General features: G+C 58.8%; 11 protein-coding genes and 1 tRNA gene. 4 read left to right on the forward strand and 8 right to left on the reverse strand.

Features of this window, described 5'->3' with window-relative positions:
* Positions 1 to 188: 188 nt before the first annotated feature.
* Together ACLB1Z_RS13400 and ACLB1Z_RS13405 are read right to left on the reverse strand one after the other, a co-directional pair.
* Positions 189 to 935, reverse strand: coding sequence for an abortive infection family protein (locus ACLB1Z_RS13400; protein ID WP_409560315.1), 747 nt, complete (start codon positions 933 to 935; stop codon positions 189 to 191).
* The gene (locus ACLB1Z_RS13405; RefSeq protein ID WP_409560316.1) at positions 932 to 1153 is read right to left on the reverse strand and encodes a hypothetical protein; all 222 of its coding nucleotides are present in this window, start codon (positions 1151 to 1153) and stop codon (positions 932 to 934) included. Before ACLB1Z_RS13405 ends, ACLB1Z_RS13400 begins: the two co-directional genes overlap by 4 nt.
* Before the next feature lie 125 nt (positions 1154 to 1278).
* On the opposite strand from ACLB1Z_RS13405, the gene hsdR reads away from it, so the two are divergent.
* The 4 genes from hsdR to ACLB1Z_RS13425 are packed head-to-tail and all read left to right on the forward strand — an operon-like array spanning position 1279 to position 8593.
* Positions 1279 to 4683 carry a type I restriction-modification system endonuclease gene (gene hsdR / locus ACLB1Z_RS13410; protein WP_409560317.1) on the forward strand — a complete coding sequence of 1135 codons (3405 nt, stop codon included), beginning with the start codon at positions 1279 to 1281 and terminating at the stop codon, positions 4681 to 4683.
* Positions 4683 to 6155 (forward strand): N-6 DNA methylase, encoded by a 1473-nt coding sequence (locus ACLB1Z_RS13415; protein WP_409560318.1) that lies wholly within the window; start codon positions 4683 to 4685, stop codon positions 6153 to 6155. The genes hsdR and ACLB1Z_RS13415 overlap by 1 nt, the downstream gene beginning before the upstream one ends.
* On the forward strand, positions 6152 to 7597 hold the full coding sequence (locus ACLB1Z_RS13420) for a restriction endonuclease subunit S (RefSeq protein ID WP_409560319.1): 1446 nt from the start codon (positions 6152 to 6154) through the stop codon (positions 7595 to 7597). The genes ACLB1Z_RS13415 and ACLB1Z_RS13420 overlap by 4 nt, the downstream gene beginning before the upstream one ends.
* Before the next feature lie 57 nt (positions 7598 to 7654).
* Complete coding sequence (locus tag ACLB1Z_RS13425) at positions 7655 to 8593, forward strand: restriction endonuclease (protein ID WP_409560320.1); 939 nt, start codon at positions 7655 to 7657, stop codon at positions 8591 to 8593.
* 628 nt (positions 8594 to 9221) lie between these two features.
* Here the strand turns inward: ACLB1Z_RS13425 and ACLB1Z_RS13430 are convergent.
* The 6 genes from ACLB1Z_RS13430 to ACLB1Z_RS13455 form a co-directional block, all read right to left on the reverse strand.
* The gene (locus tag ACLB1Z_RS13430) at positions 9222 to 10652 is read right to left on the reverse strand and encodes a hypothetical protein (RefSeq protein WP_409560321.1); all 1431 of its coding nucleotides are present in this window, start codon (positions 10650 to 10652) and stop codon (positions 9222 to 9224) included.
* Positions 10653 to 10762: 110 nt separating this feature from the next.
* Positions 10763 to 10837: transfer RNA gene (locus tag ACLB1Z_RS13435), tRNA-Glu, on the reverse strand.
* Positions 10838 to 10949: 112 nt separating this feature from the next.
* Positions 10950 to 12782, reverse strand: a complete 1833-nt coding sequence (gene recJ / locus ACLB1Z_RS13440) for a single-stranded-DNA-specific exonuclease RecJ (RefSeq protein WP_409560322.1) — start codon at positions 12780 to 12782, stop codon at positions 10950 to 10952.
* A gap of 132 nt (positions 12783 to 12914) precedes the next feature.
* On the reverse strand, positions 12915 to 13916 hold the full coding sequence (glpX, locus tag ACLB1Z_RS13445; protein WP_409560323.1) for a class II fructose-bisphosphatase: 1002 nt from the start codon (positions 13914 to 13916) through the stop codon (positions 12915 to 12917).
* 34 nt (positions 13917 to 13950) lie between these two features.
* The gene (locus ACLB1Z_RS13450) at positions 13951 to 15276 is read right to left on the reverse strand and encodes a homoserine dehydrogenase (RefSeq protein WP_024276045.1); all 1326 of its coding nucleotides are present in this window, start codon (positions 15274 to 15276) and stop codon (positions 13951 to 13953) included.
* An 8-nt stretch (positions 15277 to 15284) separates the two neighbouring features.
* On the reverse strand, positions 15285 to 16511 hold the full coding sequence (locus ACLB1Z_RS13455; RefSeq protein ID WP_024276046.1) for an LL-diaminopimelate aminotransferase: 1227 nt from the start codon (positions 16509 to 16511) through the stop codon (positions 15285 to 15287).
* Positions 16512 to 16810: the final 299 nt, after the last annotated feature.

The following is a 16810-nucleotide window of genomic DNA, read 5'->3' on the forward strand; positions in this document are numbered from 1 at the left end:
TCGCTTGAAACTCCCATTTTCGCCGTGGGACAAATCGGCAAAAAATATAAATGAAATCAATGCGAGAAAACTGACTGGCGCTCCCTACGGGAAGGCCACCTCGCAGAAATATATCAGCAAATCAATAACTTATAGCACCCATATTGTGTGCTTTGATACCACTCAACGATACCACTGACAACCAGGGCCTACCCAACCCTTCGTGCTTCCCAAGTCTCGACCAAAAATGAAGCCATAGCACCGGCTAGGTTTACGGCTAGCGCCGCATGACGAGGCGAAGGCCGAACCGCCAATGGACCGGCGCCATGCGCATCACCTATCCGGTTCCGCAAAGTAGCCAATCCATTCACGACCGTCGTGCAGCCGCCCAAGATTGAGCGGAAAGCCTCCTCTGTGTGCTGCGAAGGTGCCAACCCCAGAGTTTGTGCCGCAAGCCGATAGAGCTTCGGAAGGTCACCATCCTCGGGAGCCTCCACGCTTTGCACCGCTAGGACATGTTTGCAGACGGTCTCCAGAAGCGTTCTCGCGGCTGTAATGGCTCCTTCAGGATCGCTGTCGCGGCGCAGAAGCGCTTTCTCCCAGGCCACTCGAACACTGCCTGTGTCGAATGCTGAGAGCGTGCTGGCGTGTAAGAGGTCCGAAGGATGCCTAGGAGGCCGGTCTTCGAGATATTGCAACAAATCAGCGAACGAGCTTCTGATCAAAACTCGACGCCCCTCATAAGTGGCCGATTGCTGCTTTATCCAAGACCAGAAAGCATCAAGGTCCCTGCATTCTCGAATGCAGCTCGGAGCCAGCTTGCGCAATTCGAGATCAGCAAGGATTGCTCGGCGAAGCTCGGCATAGCTACCTACGTCGGCTGGCTGTCCCGTCGCTCTGTCGATGAGCAGGGTCTGGAGTGCCAGAGCCTTGTCGAGGAGTTCCCCTTGGTTCATTCAACCGAGACCGAAACAATGTCATCGTCGTCCACTACTGACGCTTGCGCGGCGATTGGTTGAGCACTGGGGAGTTTCAGTTGCAGTTCAACAACCCTAGCCCCCTCGCCGTAACCGAAGCCCTCCACCAAGCCTTCAATGGCCTCCTGAGCGCTTTCATGGCTCGCGAAGCACTGATCATCCGTGTTGTATGCGACCCAAATGGTGACATTGGACATTTCATTTCCCCCAAATCCTCGAAAGTTCAGCAATCGCGCGGCACTAGCCCAAGCCGCTTAGTATCTACACAATTCCCATATGTTCAGTAATATACCCAGCGCGGAATTGGGGGGTGAGCGCGGGAATGTATTCCTCAAAGAATTTCGGCTTCTTGATCGTTGACGACGAGAGGCTTGTAGACCTTGGCGCGTTCGCCGAGCGCTATTTTCGCGATGACCCGTCTACGGCAATCTTCAAGCTCCGCCAGTTCGCAGAACTGCTCGCGAAGCTCGTTGCAGCTCACCACGCGACCTATCAGGGCGAGCGCGAAACATTCGAGGAGGTGCTCCGGCGGCTTTCGTACGACCGCATTATTACCAAGGAAGTTGCCGACGTTTTCCATGTACTTCGCAAATTGGGGAACAGCGCAGCTCACGAGGGCAAAGGAAATCATTCCGACGCGCTAAGCGCTCTGAAATTCGCTCGTCAACTAGGTGTTTGGTTTCACCGCACGTATAGCAAGGAAGCGAACTTCAAGTCGGGTCCGTTCGTTCCACCACCCGAACCTGAAGACGCTACCGCAGCCCTCAATGAAGAGATCGAAAATCTTCGACGAAAGGTCCTAGAGAGCGAAGACGCCGCCGCACGTGCACAGCGCGAAGCAGAAGAACATGCACGTGCTCGCGAGACCGTAGAGCAGCGATTAGAGCGTGAGGCCGAGGAAAGGGCCGTCTGGGAGAAGCTTGCCGAAGAAAGTGAAAGCGCAAAGAATGAGATCGCAGCCCGGCTAGCGGCGATCCAGTCCGAAGCCGAGAAAGCGCCGAGGTCTGAGGCGACAGAGTTCATAGAACGCGGCGAGGCCGCCTCCGAGAAACTTGAACTCGACGAAGCCGCAACCCGCGCTCTTATAGACCAGCAACTGCGCGACGCGGGCTGGGAGGCCGATACGAACCTATTGCGCTATAGCGAAGGGACCCGACCAGCCAAAGGCAAAAATCTCGCCATCGCGGAATGGCCAACAAAGAGTGGTCGGGCCGACTATGCCCTATTCGTCGGCACGACACTTGTCGGGATGGTTGAAGCCAAGCGCAAACGCAAGAATGTCTCCGCGGCCATCGACCAAGCTGAGCGCTATTCCGTGACCGTTCAAGAAACGGACAAGTTCACATTTGCCGGGGGACCTTGGGGCGATCATAAAGCCCCGTTTGTCTTCGCTGCAAATGGCCGCTCCTATCTAAAGCAAATCGAAACTGAGAGTGGTATCTGGTTCCGAGACACCCGTCGCGCCGCGAACCATCGCCGAGCCCTCGTTGATTGGCATACACCGGGAGGTCTAACCGGCCTCCTTGAAATTGATCAGGATGCCGCCACCGAACATCTCAAGTCAGTTGATTTCAACTTCGGCTTTCCTCTGCGCGACTATCAGAAACGAGCGATCCAAGCGGTGGAGGCCGCGTTAGAGAAGGATAGCCGGTCAATGCTGGTGGCAATGGCGACCGGCACGGGCAAGACAAAGTTGGCCATTGCGATGCTTTATCGCCTGCTTACCGCAAAGCGGTTCAGGCGCATCTGTTTTGTCGTAGATCGCTCTGCACTGGGCCAGCAGACGGCGGACGAGTTCACCACTACGAAAGTCGTCGGAGCCAATGCCTTCGCGGATATATTCGGACTCAAGGGCCTAGAGCAGGTAAAGCCAGAGGATGAAACCAAGGTGCACATCTGCACCATCCAAGGCTTGCTAAAGCGCGTCCTTTACACGGCAGATGCCTCAGAAGCTCCGCCCGTCGATCAATATGACCTCGTGGTGATCGACGAGTGTCACCGAGGATATCTTCTTGATCGGGAGATGTCGGATGCGGAACTAAGCTTCCGGGGCGAAGAGGACTACATCTCGAAATACCGGCGCGTCCTTGAATACTTCGACGCCGTCAAAATCGGCCTCACCGCAACTCCCGCTTTGCACACCACGGAGATATTCGGGGAGCCCATATTCAAATACTCATATCGGGAAGCCGTCGTTGAAGGCTATCTCATTGATCATGAGCCGCCTGTTCAGATTGAGACAGAGCTTGCCCGCTCCGGTATCGGTTTCTCTGAGGGCGAGCAGGTCGAGTTTCTTGTGCCCTCCACTGGCGAAATTTCGACCGCCAAGCTCCCGGATGATCTTGGCTTCGAGGTTGAGCAGTTTAATCGCAAGGTGATCACCGAGCCGTTCAACAAGGCCGTTGCTGAGGAATTAGCAAAGCACATTGACCCAGCTCTGCCCGGTAAGACGCTGATTTTCGCGGCCACGGACGCTCATGCAGACATAGTCGTCAAAGCGGTCAAGGACGCCTTCGCGAAGGCATATGGAGATATTGACGACGCATCGGTGAGGAAAATCACCGGCAGCGTTGACAAAGTGAAATCGCTGATCCGTTCGTTCCGCAACGATGCCGAACCAAAGATCGCGGTTACGGTTGATCTGCTGACGACCGGAATTGATGTCCCGTCAATCACCAATCTCGTTTTTATTCGGCGTGTGAATAGCCGCATTCTCTATGATCAGATGATCGGACGAGCGACACGCCTATGTCCTGAGATCGGCAAAGAGGTATTTCGCATTTTCGACGCCGTGGACCTCTACCGGAACTTGAAGAATGTCACTGAAATGAAGCCGGTCGTGGTTGACCCATCAATCTCCTTTGAGAAACTTGTGAAGGAGCTTGTAAGTGTTGCCGATCCAAAGCATCGCGAAATCATCCGGGACCAGTTGGCCGTCAAGCTCAGAAGGCGGTTGAAGAAACTCGCGCCCGATCAACGGCAGCATTTTGAAGCCCAAGCAGGAGAGACGCCTGAAGACACTCTCAAGCGAGTACTCCAGAGTGACAGTGGCGAACTAGCAAAATGGTTCTCCGTCAGACCGGGCGTCGCCCCATTGCTCGACTGGAAGAGCGATGCTGGCACTCCAATCGCAATCCCGATCTCGCACCACGATGACCAAGTCGTCGCCGTAACGCGCGGCTACGGCAAAGACGCCAATGGGAACGACATTAATCGGCCTGAGGACTATCTCGACGGCTTCACAGCTTTCGTGAAAGACCCGGCGAACCTGAACGCCATTGCGGCCCTTACAGTGGTTCTTCAGCGGCCGCGTGATCTGACCCGTGCCGACCTCAAGGCGTTACGTCTTGCTCTCGACCAGAAGGGCTTCACCGAGGTCAACCTTCGCCGTGCATGGTCGGACGCGAAGAACCAGGACATTGCGGCGTCAATCATCGGCTTCGTCCGTCAGGCCGCTCTTGGTGACGCGCTGATCCCCTACGCGGATCGCGTCCGCGCGGCGATGCAGAAGGTTCTGGCAAGCCGCCCATGGAGCGATCCACAGAAAAAATGGCTGCGGCGCATCGGCGAGCAGGTCGAAAAGGAAATTGTGGTAGATCGTGCCGCTCTGGACGCTGAACCATTTAGCGCCGACGGCGGCTTCTCGCGCCTTAACAAGGTGTTCAACGGTGAGCTTGAAGCAGTGTTAGCCGGGATCAATGAAGCGATGTGGAGGAAGGCTAGCTGATGACAAGTACAACGGACATTGTCGCCAAGCTCTGGTCCCTATGCCATGTCCTTCGCGACGACGGAGTGACTTATAATGAGTATGTGACTGAACTGACCTACCTGCTCTTTCTCAAGATGCTTGAGGAAACGGGGAAAGAGGACCGGCTGCCCAAATCCTATCGCTGGGTTGAACTGGCAAAGCGCGAGGGGCTTGATCAGCTCGAATACTACAAACAGCTTCTCCTCGACCTCGGCAAGCCTGAGACAAAAGACCCGCTCGTCAGAGCCATCTTCACAGATGCGCAAACTCGGCTCCGCAAGCCGACGAATTTGAAGGCGCTAACCGCTAGCATTGATCAATTGGACTGGTTCTCCGCTCGCGAAGAAGGACTGGGCAACCTGTATGAGGGCTTGCTGGAGAAGAATGCCTCGGACAAGAAGTCAGGGGCCGGGCAGTATTTCACGCCGCGTCCGTTGATCGACTGCATCGTTCGACTTATGCAACCGCAGCCAGGCGAAGTCGTTCAGGACCCTGCGGCAGGTACGGCCGGTTTTCTTGTCGCCGCGGATCGCTACATCAAAGATAAAACTGACGACCTCTACAAACTCCCAGAGGCGCAAGCTCACTTCCAGCGCCACTCGGCCTTCACCGGCGCAGAGCTTGTGCCGGACACGCATCGCCTGTGCATGATGAACCTCCTCTTGCACGGCATTGAAGGTGGCGTTGAGCTGGCCGATACACTTTCGCCTGACGGCGAGCGGCTCGCCAAGGCGGACCTCATCCTGACCAACCCGCCCTTCGGCACCAAAAAGGGTGGCGGACGGCCGACGCGCTCGGACTTCTCCGTTACCGCCGATACCTCCAACAAGCAGCTCGCCTTCGTTGAGCATGTCGTCCGCGCCCTAAAGCCGGGCGGACGGGCTGCATTGGTGGTCCCGGACAACGTGCTCTTCGAGGATAATACCGGACGACGACTACGTACTTGGCTGATGGACCTCAACAATCTCCACACCATCCTGCGGCTGCCAACGGGCATCTTCTATGCGCAGGGCGTCAAGACGAACGTGCTGTTCTTCAAGCGCGGCAAAACGGACAAGGCCAACACCAAGACGGTGTGGATCTACGACCTAAGAGCCAATATGCCCGCCTTTGGCAAGACGCGGCCTTTGACAAAAGGCGACTTCGCCGACTTCGAGAAAGCCTACGGCAAAGACCCAGACGGCGGAGCGAAGCGCAAAGACCAAGGCGAGGAAGGTCGCTGGCGATCCTTTACGCGAGATCAGATTACGGCACGAAATGACAACCTGGACATTTCATGGCTGCGCGACACCGAAGCCGAGGCTGAGGAGGCGCTCACCGAGCCCGATGACATCGCCGCGGCCATCATTGGTCACCTTAAAGCCGCGCTGGATGACGTCGAGGCGCTGAGCGAGGAGCTGGAGCCGAACGGGGTTGAGAATTCGGCGTCGGTTTCGGAGGCGGTGGAATGAGAGAGATGCCGCAGGGCTGGGCGCTGGCCACGGTGAATGATACTGGCGAATATCTAAACGGGTTAGCGTTCAAGCCGTCAGATTGGACGAGCGATGGGCTCCCCATAATTCGCATTCAGAATTTGACCGACCGCAGCAAACAATTGAACCGAACGCCGCGCGAAGTCGACGCCCGATACTTGGTCAACGATGGAGACATTCTGGTTAGCTGGTCCGCTACCCTGGATGCTTTCGTCTGGGATAGAGGTAAGGCAATCCTCAATCAACACATCTTCAAAGTAGTCCCGGAGACACGGCTCGTAGATAGGGTATTCCTTTTTCATGGTTTGCGGCTCGCCATTCGCGAGATGATTGAGAGTGAGCACCTTCATGGGAGCACCATGAAGCACATCAATCGTGGACCGTTTCTTGCTCATCCATTTCCCGTCCCCCCTCTCCCTGAGCAGCGGCGCATGGTGGCGAGGATCGACAGCCTGTCCGCCAAATCCAGACGCGCCCGCGATAACCTCGACCACGTCCCTCGCCTCGTCGAGAAATACAAACGAGCGATCCTCGCCTCCGCCTTCCGCGGAGACCTGACGCGGGCTTGGCGCACGAAGCAGCATCTCGTCACTTCCAAAGACCAGCTTGAGGCTATCAGAGCGCGGACATGGCAGCGCGAGCGGGAAGCTGGTCGAGTGAAGGGCCGCTACGTATCAGCCGAAAGCATCGACTGGCAACCATCAATAGAACTTCCCTCGGGATGGGTCTGGGCCTCCGTTGATCAGTTGTCGACGATCGTCCAATACGGCTCCTCCGCAAAGGCCGGTGATAATTCGGCGGGCGTTGCCGTCTTACGAATGGGAAACATTCAGAGTGGAAAACTCGACCTAACCTCGCTGAAGTTTCTGCCGAACGACCATGACGAGTTCCCCGCACTCTTGCTCGAAGACGGTGATGTCCTCTTTAATCGGACCAATAGCCCGGAGCTGGTTGGAAAGAGCGCCGTTTATTGCGGTGAACCGAAGAAAGCATCGTTCGCCTCTTATTTGATCCGCATTCGATGTTGCGGTCTATTGCCCTCGCTCCTAAGCGGTTACATCAATTCCGCTTATGGCCGCGACTGGGTAGCGAGCGTTGTCAACCAGCAGGTTGGCCAAGCAAACGTGAATGGCACCAAACTCCGCCAGCTCGGCGTTCCTGTTATGCCTCCCGATGAGCAAGCGGAAGTCACGCGCCTCATAAACATTGCCTTCGCTTGGATCGACCGCCTGTCTCACGAAGCTGTAAGCGCTCACAAGCTGATTGACCATCTCGACCAAGCGGTTCTAGCCAAGGCGTTTCGCGGTGAGCTTGTGCCACAAGACCCCACTGACGAGGCCGCCAACGCGCTTTTGGCGCGTATCAGGGAAGAGCGAGAAGTTGAGCCCCGCGGGCGTCGAAGACTAAATGCACTTAGTTAATTGCAGACGGGAAGCCGCAATGGCGACGCTCAGCGCGGACGCTTCCAGGGGGGAACGATGGCAATTCCGGAATACCAGAGGCTGATGCTACCTCTGTTGCAGATGGCGCAAGACGGCAATGACATTGCGCTTCAAGATGCGGTGCAGAAGCTGGCAGACGAGTTTCACCTTACACCGGAAGAAACCGCGCAGCGGCTGCCGAGCGGGCAAACCTTCATCTACAATCGCACCGGTTGGGCCAAGACAGAGCTGGTCAAGGCGGGCTTGATAGACCAACCCCGACGCGGACTATTTCGCATCACAGCCCGTGGCAAAGAGCTGCTGTCCAATCCTCCCCCAGCCATTACACGGGCTTATCTTGTGGAACGCTATCCCGAGTTCCGCGCCTATATTGAGGCTTCGCAGCGACGCGAGGCTCCAGCGGAAGAGGCCGTCACCAATACGCCAGCCGACCTTGCTGCCGAGCCTGTCGGAGCAACCCCCGAAGAGTTGATCGACGCCGCAGAAAAGACACTAACTGCCGCCCTTGAAGCTGACCTACTTGATCGTATCAGAGCGGTCCACCCGACCCAATTCGAGCAGATCGTCGTAGACCTGTTGATCGCGATGGGCTTCGGCGGCGGTGACCCCGAGATGGGGCAACGGCTCGGCCGCTCCGGCGATGGCGGTATCGACGGCGTCATTCAGGAGGATGCTCTCGGTCTGGATGCCGTCTACGTCCAAGCCAAGCGCTATCAGGACGGAAACACAATCGGCGCACCTACGCTGCAGGGTTTCGTTGGTAGCCTTGTCGGCAACAGAGCGAACAAGGGGGTTTTCGTGACCTCCTCAAAGTTTTCGGCTCAAGCCAAAGCCTACGTCAGCACCATTCAGCACAGAGTTGTCCTGATAGACGGCGAGGAGTTTGCTCGTCTCCTTGTGCGTCACGGCGTGGGTGTTCGCGTGGACAGAAAGGTCGAGATCAAGAAGCTCGACGAGAATTACTTCGACGACTAGCCAAAAACACTGAGGGACCTAGGACGAGCACGAATATCGTCTAGCCTCTCGCTTCGACCGCTGAGAGGTGTTTGAGCTTATTCGCAAAACTGCGCTGGCTCCACGGGCGGACAATCCCAGGAATGAGCCGTTGCTTTGCCTTCCAGCGATGCATGGCGGCAGTCTCAGCTCGCTTTTTTCTAAGCTGCGAGGATGGCTGTTTGCGACCCGCGCCGTCCCTGCTTCCTTTGCTGCTCAAGGACGCTCAACCAATTCAGGCTGTGGACTGACCCAACGGAGATGAGCCAGTTTCAATCCGGGATAGCTTACCTTTGCGACTGTATCGGCCAATCGTTTCATTCCAAATCGTGAGGCCATGTCCTTAGCGCCGTAGGAACGCCCTACGCCGCCGCCCTTGTGGCCCGTCAGAGCATCGTTGATGTCTTCACTCACCCCAGCGCCGCGAAGAGCGTCCTTGAAGCCGTGTCTGAAAGAGTGAAATACGGGACCGCCATCAGGGATGCCGATTTCTCTCGTATACCTTCCGAACCACTTTGACCAACTGTCGGCAAATCCGTCCCGCGCTCCCTTCTTCATCAACGGAAATAGCCGTGCTCTCGGGTCTATCTCTCGACGGCTTTCGACCAATTCAAGAAATCCCAAAATGCACAAGTTTGGGATGCACCGGAACGATGCGCTTTGACGAACGGGTCTTCAGCCTGACACCCCTTTCCTCGTCACTCGTAATCTCGAAGAAATGAACGCCGGACCCCTCGTCTTTAATCACGTTTGCCACGGTCAACGGGGCTAGTTCTCCTAGCCGAGCCCCCGTGAAAAGAGCGAGGATTGGAAGCCAGTACGCGGCTTCGCCGCAACCAGCATCTGGCCGGTCACCAGCCGAATAGACCCGTGATCCAAAAAGAATTTTCAGTTCGTCAGTTTTCCACGGCTCCCTATCAGGCTCTTCGGTGTCTAAGCGCATTCGGGCGAACGGGTCCGCCCAAGGCGTGTTGTCGGGCACAAGACCATTGTCATACCCCCAGCGCGTAATCGCCTGCATCCCCGTTAGTAGCTTGTTGACGGTCGTGCTCGCTAGGCGGGGCGCGTCGGGATGCAGCTTCGACCATTCGACCAGCTGACCTAAGTCCAGTTCCTGAAGCGCTTTGGTGCGATTTTTCGGGATTTCTTGAAGGGCCTCACGGAACTTTGACACGTGACGCCGTGTGATGTCTTCGATCCGTAAGTCCCCATGAAGCTCTTTGAAGCGACGCAGTGCGTGTTCAAACTCTCGCTCCGTGTTCCTGGTTGGGTTCGTCGCCTTCTTCCAACCCTCAAGAGCCTCGTCCAGAACAGAACTTCCCAGCGTCTGCGTTTTGTCGTCGATGCCGCCGCGCGGCTCAACAAGCGTCGGCGTGTCAACCACCTTACCGCTGTTTCGCTCTGCTATCGCTTCTAGCGCTTGAACGTACCGCTTGAGAACCGCACTCCCCAAAGACCGATATGACGGTGAATTGGGGTTAAGGTCGAAGCCGAAAATCTCGCACAGCTCTTCGAGTTCTTCTTCGACGAACGAAATATCGCCTCGGGCCAAAGCCTTTCGTGCTTCTGGAAGGGCGACCTCCACAGCATTTGCGTTGTGCTGTAGCTCGCGCTCGCTCAGTCCGAATGCCCTCGGCGGTTGCAGTTCAAAGCTGTAATTGGCTTTGACGCGCTCTTCGGAGAGTTGCCTCGCAACACTAAGATAGAGGTCTTCTGAGCCGCCGCCTTCGCGCCGAAGTTCCTCGTCCTCTTCGAGGACAGTTGCATAGTGATAGTCGGCCATCGCGCCAATTTCGGATGCGCTCAAGCACTCTCGTCTAGGCAGAGGGTTCAGTGACGCAGCGGCCTTAGCGATGGTCGCGTCGAAGTCCATCAAGATTGGTAACGCGGCGGTATTGGCCTGTTTCGCATCTCTCGTGCCGAGCGATCTCTGGAGCCACGACGCGCGCTGCTTATCGCTTCCGATGATCCGCGCCACGGCCTCTTCTAGACCCGCTGGCACTTTCTTCCGCACGACATAAATGCCGAAGCGGTTCTTCACTACGCCCATGATCGTTCGCATCAATTGATACCACCCGCTGATACCACCTGGGCGGATGCAAGCAACTGATTTTGCGATGATATTGCGAGATCAACAGCTTAGGAAAAGCTTGGCGCTCCCTACGGGAGTCGAACCCGTCTTTTCAGATTGAAAATCTGACGTCCTAACCGATAGACGAAGGGAGCGTCCGTCGGCAACAAGGGGCACCGTATAAGCGGCTTTGGGCGTCTTTGGCAAGCCGCCGTCGCCCCTATTTCCTGCGACAGGATGGGCCACCTCGAAAAGCGGCGCAAATTCCTACTGGCGGCGGGGATCGGCGGCGTCTTCGATCTGCATTTCAATGCGTTCGCGGCCGCCCCAGGTGTCCTTGCGCAGGTGGCCTGCGACATGGAGGGGCATCCCGCTTGCCGACAGCAGAAGGTCGCCCAGCGGCTGGCCTACGGCGCGGAATGCGACGCCGTCGACGCGCGAACCGTCGCCGCCTTCGAGAATGACGCGCACATGCGCGTCGGCGATGATCTTGCCGAATTTCACGCGGTGCGCGGGAAGCGCAAAGCGCGCCTCGGCGTTGCCCTGACCGAAGGGGCTGACGCGTTCGATCAGGTCCATCAAATCGGACGTAGCGCCCGACGCGACGAGCGACGCGTCGATATCGAGATGCGCGACGTCGCCCATACCTTTTGCTGCCGCGCCGAGGTGGCTTTGCAGAAAGGCTTCGAGCGGCGCAAGGCTGTCGCGGCTGACCGTCAGACCGGCCGCCATGGCGTGTCCACCGCCCTTCGCTAGATGGCCTGCGGTCACAGCGGCACGCACGGCAGCGCCGAGATCAATGCCGGGAACCGAGCGTAGCGAGCCGGTGCCCATCGCAGTTGCATCCCAGGCTATGACGCAGGCCGGACGGCGAAAGCGTTCGACCAGACGGCTCGCGACAAGTCCGACCACACCCTTGTGCCAGGCATCAGAACCGACAACAAGGATCGCGCGATCGGGGTTATCCGTCACCTGCCGGTCGGCGATCGCCATCGCCTCTTCGAGCACGGCCGTCTCGATATCCTTGCGTTCCTTGTTGAGCCGATGGAGCGTTTCGGCGATGCGTTGCGCTTCCGTTGGATCGGACGACGAGAGCAGCGTTGCGCCAAGTGCGGCATTACCGATGCGTCCGCCGGCGTTGATGCGCGGTCCGAGGATGAATCCCAAGTGGTAGGGCGTCGGCGCGACGGAGAGACCGGCGGCGTCGGAAAGCGCGGTCAAGCCGACGTTCTCGCGCGCCCGCATGACCGCGAGGCCCTTTTTCACATACGCGCGATTGAGGCCGACGAGCGGCACCACGTCGGCCACGGTCGCCAGCGCGACCATATCGAGAAGCGCCAGCAGATCGGGCTCGCGTGCCCCGCTGTAATGGCCGCGGCGGCGGAGTTCGCGCGTTGTCGCGACGAGAACGAGAAAGACGACACCCGCGGCGCAGAGCATCCCCTGCCCTGAAATGTCGTCCTGACGGTTTGGATTGACCAGCGCCGTCACGTCCGGCAGGCGCTCGTCAGCCTGGTGGTGGTCGATGACGACGACATCGGCGCCGAGTTTGCGCGCGGCGGCGAGCGGCTCATAGCTGGTCGTGCCGCAGTCGACCGTGACGATGAGCTTCGCACCTTCGTTGACGAGGCCTTCAATAGCGGCGACGTTCGGACCATAGCCTTCGAACAATCGGTCCGGGATGTAGATGCGCGCAGGCGTATCGTGAAATTCGAGAAAGCGTTTCATCAGCGCCGACGAGCAAGCGCCGTCTACGTCGTAGTCACCGAAGATCGCGACGTTCTGTTTGACCTGTACGGCGTCGGCAAGGCGCGCGGCGGCTTTGTCCATGTCGCGCAGCGTGCTCGGATCGGGCATCAGCGCTTTCAGCGTCGGATCGAGAAACGTCGGTACCGCGTCCAAGTCAACCCCGCGCGCGGCGAGCACGCGTCCGACCAGATCGGGCAAGCCGTGCCGCTGGCTGATCGCGGTCGCGATTTGCTTTAGATGCTCAGGAAGACGCTCACGCCACGCAAAACCGCGGGCGCTTTTGGTCACTCCGAGAAAAGAACGCTCGGCCGTGCCGGCGTCCTGTTCAACTGTCGCGAGATTTGGGCGCAATCGTTTCCCCGCCGTTTCGTGTGATCGGCCTCAATCGCTTCAGGTTGTAGGTCGATTCGGGCCGTGAGGCGGCATCCGCTCGCGTTGTCTCCACAAGGAGATAGGAGTCCAGCGAGCGGATGGCCTGCGAGATCAGACGAAACGCGAGCCGACGTTGCGCACCCGCGACTTGATGCGGCGGACGGTGCCCGTCTTCGAGCGCATGACGACGGTTTCCGTTTCCGCGAAGTCGCCGCGGATGTGCACGCCCTTCAGCAACGAACCGTCAGTGACGCCGGTTGCGGAAAAGACGACGTCGGCGGAAGCCATATCTTCGAGACAGAACTTCCGCTTGATGTCGGAAATGCCCATCTTCTCGGCGCGAATGCGCTCTTCGTCTTTCATCGGCATCAGACGGCCCTGGATCTGGCCACCGATGCAGCGGAGAGCTGCCGCCGCGAGGACACCTTCCGGCGCGCCGCCCGACCCCATGTAAATGTCGATGCCGGTTTCCTTCGGGTCCGTCGTCCAGATGACGCCCGCGATGTCGCCGTCCGGAATGAGCTGCACGCCGGCCCCGGCGTCGCGCACGGCGCGGATCAGGTCGGCGTGGCGCGGACGGTCGAGAATGCAAGCCATGATCTCATGGATCGGCACGCCTTTCGCCTTGGCAAGGGCGTTGAGATTGTCAGCGGGCGTTGCATCGAGATCGACGACGCCATTCGGGTAACCCGGACCAACGGCAATCTTGTTCATGTACATGTCAGGGGCATGCAACAGGCCGCCCTTCTCCGAGATCGCGAGAACGGCGAGCGCGTTCGGCATGGCCTTGGCGCAGATCGTCGTGCCCTCGAGCGGATCGACGGCGATATCGACTTCGGGCCCTTCACCGGTGCCGACTTTCTCGCCGATGTACAGCATCGGCGCTTCGTCCATCTCGCCTTCGCCGATGACGACCGTGCCGCGGATTTCGACGCGGCCGAGCTCACGGCGCATGGCGTCAACGGCAGCTTTGTCGGCAGCTTTCTCGTTGCCGCGTCCGACCAGATGAGCGGCGGCAATGGCGGCAGCTTCCGTCACGCGCGCCAGTTCGAGCACCAAAATTCGATCGAGACCCGGCCCGTGCGTGCCGTTTGCTTGTTCAGCCCTGCTCATGATCCATGTCCTTCCGCGGTGCCCAAGGTTTCGTTCAAAGCTCTTCGATGCGTATCATTTGCGGGCGCTCGGTGACGATGCCATCTTTCTCGATGGTTTCGAGTGCCTTACGCACGGCCTGTTCGGTGGTTTCGTGCGTGATGATGATAACCGGCTGATCCTTGTTCGTCGGCGCGCGACCGCCGATGCGCGGCGCATGCAGCGTCTGCGGCCGGTGCTGAACGATGCTTTCGAGCGAAATCTGCTGATCGCCCATGCTTTTCGCGACAGCGGCCATGGCGCCGGGCTTATCGTAAAGCGCCAGGCGCACGTAATAAGAGCCGTAATGCTGATCGAGCTTGGCGCGCTTGTGCGCCTTGAGCTTGGCGGTCGGGGTCACGAACGGCGGAACGATCAGGCCGCGCGCAATATCGAGAATATCGCCCGCGACGGCCGATGCGGTCGGCTTGGCACCGGCGCCCGGCCCGACGAGGAGAATGTTGCCGGAGAAATCGCCGTCGATCGCGACGGCGTTCGTCACACCGGAAACTTCGGCGATGGCGGAATCCTTATAGACCAGTGCTGGCGAGACGCGTGCCTCGATGCCGGTCTCCGTTTCCGTCGCGACGCCCAGCAGCTTGATGCGATAGCCGAGGCTGTCGCTGGCTTCGATGTCGGCCTGGGTGATCGATTGAATGCCTTCGACGTGGATCTGCTCGAAGGCGACGCGGGTGCCGAAGGCGAGGCTCGTCAGCAGCGCAAGCTTATGCGCGGCATCGAAGCCACCAATGTCGAATGTCGGATCGGCTTCGGCGTAGCCCAGTTCCTGCGCTTCCTTCAGCACGTCGTCGAAGGCGCGGTTCTCCGACTGCATCTTGGAGAGGATGTAATTGCAGGTGCCGTTCAGAATGCCGTAAACGCGCTTGACGCGGTTGGCGCCCAGCGCTTCGCGCAGCGTCTTGATAACCGGAATGCCGCCCGCGACGGCGGCCTCGAAGTTCAGCGCGACGCCGTTCTTCTCGGCCAAGCGGGCCAATTCGACACCGTGCTTTGCGAGCAGCGCCTTGTTGGCAGTGACGACGTGCTTCTTGGCATTGAGCGCTGCCTCAACGGCAGCCTTGGCAATACCGTCCTCGCCGCCGATCAACTCGACGAACACGGCGTTCGACGGGTGCACAGCAAGCGCGACCGGATCATCGAACCATTCGACATTATCGACGGCGATGCCGCGTTCTTTCTTGCGGTTGCGGGCTGAAATGCCGGTGACGCGGATCTCGCGACCGACAATGTTTGCGAAATGCGGACCGTTCGCCTGCAGCAGGCCAAGCAAACCGCCGCCAACCGTGCCTAGTCCGGCAATACCAAGGGTGAGAGGTTCCATGCTGTCGATTATCGGATTGCGGACTGCTGTGGGCGGGAAATATCCGCCGGCGTTTCTGCCGGCTCGGAGAAAAGCTTCTTGATCGAACGGGCGGCCTGGCGAATGCGCTGCTCGTTTTCGACCAGTGCGATGCGAATGAAGCCTTCGCCGTATTCGCCGAACCCGACACCGGGAGAGACGGCGACGTCGGCCTTCTCGATCAACATCTTGGCGAACTCGACGGAGCCCATGTGCCGATACCGCTCCGGCACAGGCGCCCAGGCGAACATCGTTGCGGGCGGCGGCGGCACGGGAAACCCTGCTTTTGCGAAGCTATCAACGAGTACGTCGCGGCGGCTCTTATACATGGCGCGGATTTCGTCGACGCAATCCTGCGGGCCGTTGAGCGCGGCTGCGGCTGCGACCTGGATCGGCGTGAAAGCGCCATAGTCGAGATAGGACTTCACCCGCGCCAGCGCGCCGATCAGCCGTTCGTTGCCAACTGCGAAGCCCATGCGCCAGCCGGGCATGTTGTAGGTCTTCGACAGCGACGTGAATTCAACGGTGATGTCCTTCGCGCCGGGAACCTGCAGCACAGACGGCGGCGGGTTGTCATCGTAATAAAGCTCGGCATAGGCGATGTCGGACAGAATGATGATGTCGAGCTTCTTCGCCAGCGCCACGGCTTCCTTGTAGAAGTCGAGGCTGACCGTCATGGCCGTCGGGTTCGACGGATACGACATGACGACGGCGAGCGGCTTCGGAATCGAGTGTTTTACCGCGTGCTCCATCGCGCGCAGGAAATCCTCGCCGTTCGACGCCGGCAGATGGCGGATAGCTGCGCCCGCGATGATGAAGCCGAACGAGTGGATCGGATAGGTCGGGTTCGGCACGAGCACGATGTCGCCCGGTGCAGCAATTGCCTGTGCGATGTTGGCGAAGCCTTCCTTCGAGCCGAGCGTCGCGACGATCTCGGTTTCGGGGTCGAGCTTCACGCCGAAGCGACGCTCGTAATAAGCAGCCTGAGCCTTGCGCAGTCCCGGAATGCCCTTCGAGGCCGAATAGCGATGCGTCCGCGGCTTGTTGATAGTCTCGATGAGCTTATCGACGATATGCTTCGGCGTCGGCATATCGGGATTGCCCATGCCGAGGTCGATAATATCCGCGCCGCGCGCTCGGGCAGCCGCCTTCAAACGGTTGACTTCCGCGAAAACGTACGGTGGCAGGCGCTTGATGCGGTGAAACTCTTCGCTCAAAGATCTTTATCCCTCGGCACCGCAGCAATCGCGGCGAAATTCATATGGCGGCTGCGAAGCTGATCAACGGTCGTTTAACCAAAGCCCAGGCTCGCGATAATGCTTGGCCGCACGCCTCTTTACGCTTGCGGCCCATGGTCCGTCCAGTACCGCGGCGCGAGGTAGCACCGAACGGGGCGAAAGGGCACGGTTTCGCATTATTTTCGCACTGCGGGAGCAAACGTGCCGCGGTCATGATGGCGCCATCACCACCTACCTACTGCGAAGGGCCAACATGACCGATTCGCACTTGCTTCGAC

The organism is Hyphomicrobium sp. MC8b, assembly GCF_905067615.1.
Classification (GTDB): Bacteria; Pseudomonadota; Alphaproteobacteria; order Rhizobiales; family Hyphomicrobiaceae; genus Hyphomicrobium_B.